This is a genomic window from Corallococcus sp. CA041A, assembly GCF_003612075.1.
Taxonomy (GTDB): domain Bacteria; phylum Myxococcota; class Myxococcia; order Myxococcales; family Myxococcaceae; genus Corallococcus; species Corallococcus exiguus.
The window spans coordinates 1-4,721 of sequence record NZ_RAWF01000431.1 but is presented as its reverse complement, the minus strand read 5'-3'; the positions used below and the strand labels follow the sequence as shown (position 1 = coordinate 4,721).

Annotated in this window: 1 protein-coding gene; it reads right to left on the bottom strand. The window is 70.7% G+C overall.

Annotated elements, in window-relative coordinates:
• Window positions 1–4,526 (bottom strand): response regulator (locus D7V77_RS40380; RefSeq protein WP_233597528.1); only part of this gene is annotated, 4,526 nt, incomplete at its 3' end.
• Window positions 4,527–4,721: the final 195 nt, after the last annotated feature.

Here is a 4,721-nt window from a genome sequence, read left to right as displayed (position 1 = left end):
ACCATGGTGCGCTCCGGGGCCTCCTCGTCCACGGGGACGGGGGTGGGCGCGGCAGCGGCCTTCTTCGCGGCGGGCTTGGCGGCGGCCTTGGCCGGGGGCTTGGCGGCGGCCGGGATGACCGGGTTCGCCTGGACGGTGGCGGCCAGGTGCTCTTCCTCGGTGGCCTTGGCGCTGGCCTTCGCGGCGGGCGCGGCAGCGGCGGCCGGAGCCTTGGTCTTGTAGCGGGCCAGCTCCAGCTCGGCGACCTTGAGCGCCTTGCTCTTCTCCTGGACGGACGTCTGGAGGCGGGCGACTTCCTGCGCCTTGATGGCCTCGCGGCGCTCGAGCTCCGCCTTCTGCTTGGCGTTGAGGTCCTCCAGCTCCTTGGCCTGACGGGCCTCCAGGTCCTTGCGGTCCTTCTGCGCCGTGGCGAGCTTCGCGGCCGCCTCGTTGGCCTTGGTCTCCGCCGCGGCGACGCGGGCGTTGAGGTCCTTCTCCGCGCGGGCGCGGGTGCTCTGGGCGTTCTCCAGCGCCAGCTCCAGGTCCTGGGCCTTCTTGGTGCGGGTCTGCACCTGGGCCTGGGCCTCCTTGAGCTTCGCCTCCGTGTCGGCGGCGAACTTCTGGGCCTCCTGGGACAGCTGCGTGATGCGCTGCTCCGCCTTCGCGAGCTTCGCGGCCAGGTCGTCCGACTGCTTCTTCGCCTCGGCGGCGGAGGCCTGGGCCTGCTGGGCCTGCTGCTGGGCCTGGGCCTGGGCCTGCTGGAGCTGTCCGGCCAGTCCGTCGCGCTCGCTGGTGAGCTTCTTCTGCTGCTGCGCGCCCTGCTGCAGCTGCGCGTCGCGGTCCGCGATGGCCTTGCGCGCCCCGTCCAGTTCGCCGGAGACGTTGGCGACCTGCTGGTTGAGCGCGTCCGCCTGCTTCTTCGCCTCGGAGGCCTGCTGCTCCAGCTGGCCTTCCAGCTGCTTCACGTGCTCCGTGCGGGTGGAGACCTCGCGGTTGAGCACCTCCGCCTGACGCATCTTCTCCTGCGTCACGTGCGTGAGCTTGCGGAGCGTGTCCGACAGCTCCTTGCCCTTGGTGTCGACCTCGTTCTGGAGGAGCTCCTCACGGCGCTGCGACTCGTGGGTGAGCGTCTGGAGGCGGTCCTCCAGGTCGTGCCGCGCGTCCTCCGTCTGCGCGAGCTTGGAGGACAGCTGCGTGACTTCCGACACGCGCGTGCCCAGCTCGTGCTTGGTGACGATGAGCTGCTCGGCCAGGTCCTCGCCGTTGGCCTGGGCCTCGGTGAGCTGGCGCGTGAGCTCCGCCTGGGTGCTGGCGGCGGCCTGGCGGGACTGCGCGTGGGTCTGCTCCTCGCGGGCCAGCGCGTCCTGGGTGCTGGCGAGCTGGCCCTGCGTGTCGGCCAGCTGCTGCGACGTGGTGTTCAGCTCGGCGAAGAGGTTGTCGCGCTCGCCGGTGAGGGCGTTGATGCGCGCGGTGGTCTCTTCCGCGAGCGCCGCGTGGGCGGTGCGCTCCGCGTCGTAGCTGCCCTGCGTCTCCGACAGGTCCGCGCGCAGCTGGCCAATCTGGCCGGTGAGGTCCTGCTCCAGCGAGTCCTTCGCCGCGTTGAGCGCCTGCAGGTCCGCGATGCGCGCGTCGCGCTCCTCGGTGGTGCGGGCGAGGAGGCCGTTGGTCTCCTGGAGGATGTCGCGCGTCTCGTTGAGCTCCGCGTCCAGTTCGTCGCGGTGCGAGGTGACCTTCGCCAGGTCGGCGCGCGTCGACTCCAGGGTCTCCTGGGTCTGCGTCAGCGTCTGGCTGGTGGCCTCCAGCTCACCGCGCGTCTCCGCGAGCGTGCCTTCCGTGCTGGAGAGCGTCGCCTGCGTGTCGGCGAGCGTCCCTTCCGTTCGCGCCAGCGTGTCCTGCGTCTGGGCGAGCGTCGCCTCGGTGGTGGCCAGCGTCTGGCTGGTGGCCTCCAGCTCGCCCTGGGTGGACGCGAGCGTCCCTTCCGTCTGCGCGAGCTTTGCCTGCGTGTCCGTCAGCGTCTGGCTGGTGGCCTCCAGCTCGCCACGGGTCTCCGCGAGCGTACCCTCCGTGCTGGAGAGCGTGGCCTGCGTGTCGGAGAGGGTCTGGCTGGTGGCGTCCAGCTCACCGCGCGTGGTGGAGAGCGTCTCCTCCGTCTGCGCGAGCCGGGACTGGGTGTCGGCCAGGGTCTGGCTGGTCGCCTCCAGTTCGCCGCGCGTCTCCGCCAGCGTGCCTTCCGTGCTGGAGAGGGTGGCCTGCGTGTCGGCGAGCGTCCCTTCCGTGCGCGCCAGCGTGCCCTGCGTGTCCGCGAGGGTCGCCTCGGTGGTGGCCAGCGTCTGGCTGGTGGCCTCCAGCTCGCCGCGCGTGGTGGAGAGCGTCTCCTCCGTCTGCGCCAGGCGCGTCTGCGTCTCGGAGAGCTGCTGGCTGGTGGCCTCCAGCTCGCCGCGCGTCTCGGAGAGGGTGGCCTCCGTGTTGGAGAGCGTGCCCTGCGTCTCGGAGAGCTGCTGGCTGGTGGCTTCCAGCTCGCCGCGCGTCTCCGCGAGGGTGGCTTCCGTGCTGGAGAGCGTGCCCTGCGTCTCGGTGAGCTGCTGGCTCGTGGCCTCCAGGTTGCCGGTCAGCTCGGAGATGCGCGCGTCGCGGTCGGCGACGTCCGTCTGCAGGCCCTCGATGGTGCCGTCGCGCTGGGCGACGGTGTCCTCGAGCGAGGCCACTCGCGCGGAGAGCTGTTCGCCCTGGCGCTGGGAAGCGTCCAGCTGCTCGGTGAGCGCCTGGATCTGGCCGTTGAGGTCCGCCTCCAGGGCGTCCTTCGCCGCGCGCAGGTCCTCCAGCTGGCTGGTGAGGTCCTGCTCCAGCGCGTCCTTGGCCTGCTGCAGCGCCTGGATCTCCGCGGTCAGCTCGTTCTCGCGGTCCTCCAGGTGCGTCTTGACGGCCTCGACTTCACCTTCCAGCTCACCGATGCGCTCGCGGTGCTGCTGGATGGTGGCGTTGAGCTCCGCCTCGCTGTTCTCGTTGCGGGCGATGGTCTCCTGCAGCTCGCGGTCGAGCGCGGAGATCTTCCCGTCCCGCTCCTCCACGCGCTGCGTGAGGTCCGCCTCCAGGGCGTCCTTGTCCAGCCGGAGCTGGTCGCGCTCGCCGGTGACGCGCGCGATGTCGGACTCCAGGTCCGCCACCTGCTGCGTGAGGCGCTGCTCCAGGGCGGCGCGCTCGGCGTTGAGGCGCTCAATCTCCGCGTCCGAGCGGCTGGCGTGCTCCTCCGCCGTGGTGGACCGGGCCTCCAGGCCGCGCACGGTGGCGTCGCGCTCCTGCTCCGTCTGCGTCAGCCGCTCCTGGAGGGCCTGCAGCTCGCCGTCCAGTTCGGCGTAGCGCTGGTCGCGCTCGCTGACGGTGCGGGACAGCTCGGACTCGAACTGGTCGCCGCGCTCGCGCAGCTGGAGGATGTCCGCCTCGTTGGCGCGGACGGTGTCCTGGAGCTTCTGCTCCTTGACCTCGAACTCCAGCGTGACGACGCCGAGGTGCTTCTCCAGCTTGTCGAACTCGTTGCGCCAGCTCTCCAGGTCCGCGCCGCGCCGGGACAGCTCCTCGTCGCGGAGGTTGACCTCCTTGCGCAGGACGTTGATGTCCTTTTCCTTGGAGGCGACGACCTCGATGAGGTCCTTCTCCGAGGAGAACTTCTGGAGGAGCAGGTCGTCGACGGTGGCGCCGTGCTCGCGCTCCTTCTGGACGATGGACTGCTGCGCGTCGTTGAAGCGCCGCAGCAGGTCGTCCACCTGCATCTTCAGGCCCTGCAGCTCCACGTCCTTCTCGTGGAGGCGGTCCTCGACGGAGAGCAGCTCGCGCTCGCGGACGCTCCAGATTTCCGACAGGCGCGCGAGCTGGGCTTCACGCGTCTTCAGCTCGTCCCGGAGGATCTGGACCTTGCCCTCGGGCGTGCCCATCAGCTCGCGGCGCGGGGGCGGGCGCTTGAGCTGACGCGACTCCGCCAGCAGCTCCGCCTTGCGGTCCGCGATGGACGAGAAGGCCCGGTCCATGAAGGCCTTGTCCTCGTCCGTCATGGCGCTGCGGCGCTCGCGCTTGGGCAGCTTGGGCGGAGCGCCCGTGCGCACGCCGGGCATGGGCGGCGGGGCTTCACGCGGGGCGCCGGAGAGCGCGGCGTCCAGGTCCGCGTCCGAGTCGTCGGAGCCGGGCGGAACGATGCCCGCGCTCATGGAGGCCAGCTCGCCCATCTCGAACGGGATGACGAGGTAGCCGTCCGCGGCGGCCGGCGTCTCACGGTGTTTGTTCAGACCCTCCACGCCGGAGTCGGAGGAGAGCAGGAGGACCTTGAGGTTCTGGCCCCACTTGCCCTTCTTGATCTGCCCACAGAGGGCGAAGCCGGACTGGTCCGGCAGCTCCGCGCGCACGACGACGAGGTCCGGTCGGCGCTTCTCCAATTCCCGCTGCGCGTCTGACGCAGTGGTGGCCATGGCCGTGTTGTAGCCCGCGCTCTTGAGCACGGAGGCCATGCTGAGTGCGAAGTCGTTCTGGCTTTCGACGATGAGGACGCGACGCTCCATGAAGCCCTTCACCCAGCAAAAAGTGCAGTGAAAACCGCCACATCCTATCGGGCGGGCACAAGGCTTGGGAAGTTTCCGAGCAGTGCTCGGTCGGCTGCCTCACGAGTTCTTGCCGCGAACCGCTCCCTGGCCGACAGGGGGGCCCGACTCGGGGGGCACGCCTGCTTCCGGATCCCGCCCGGGGAAGTTGGTGGG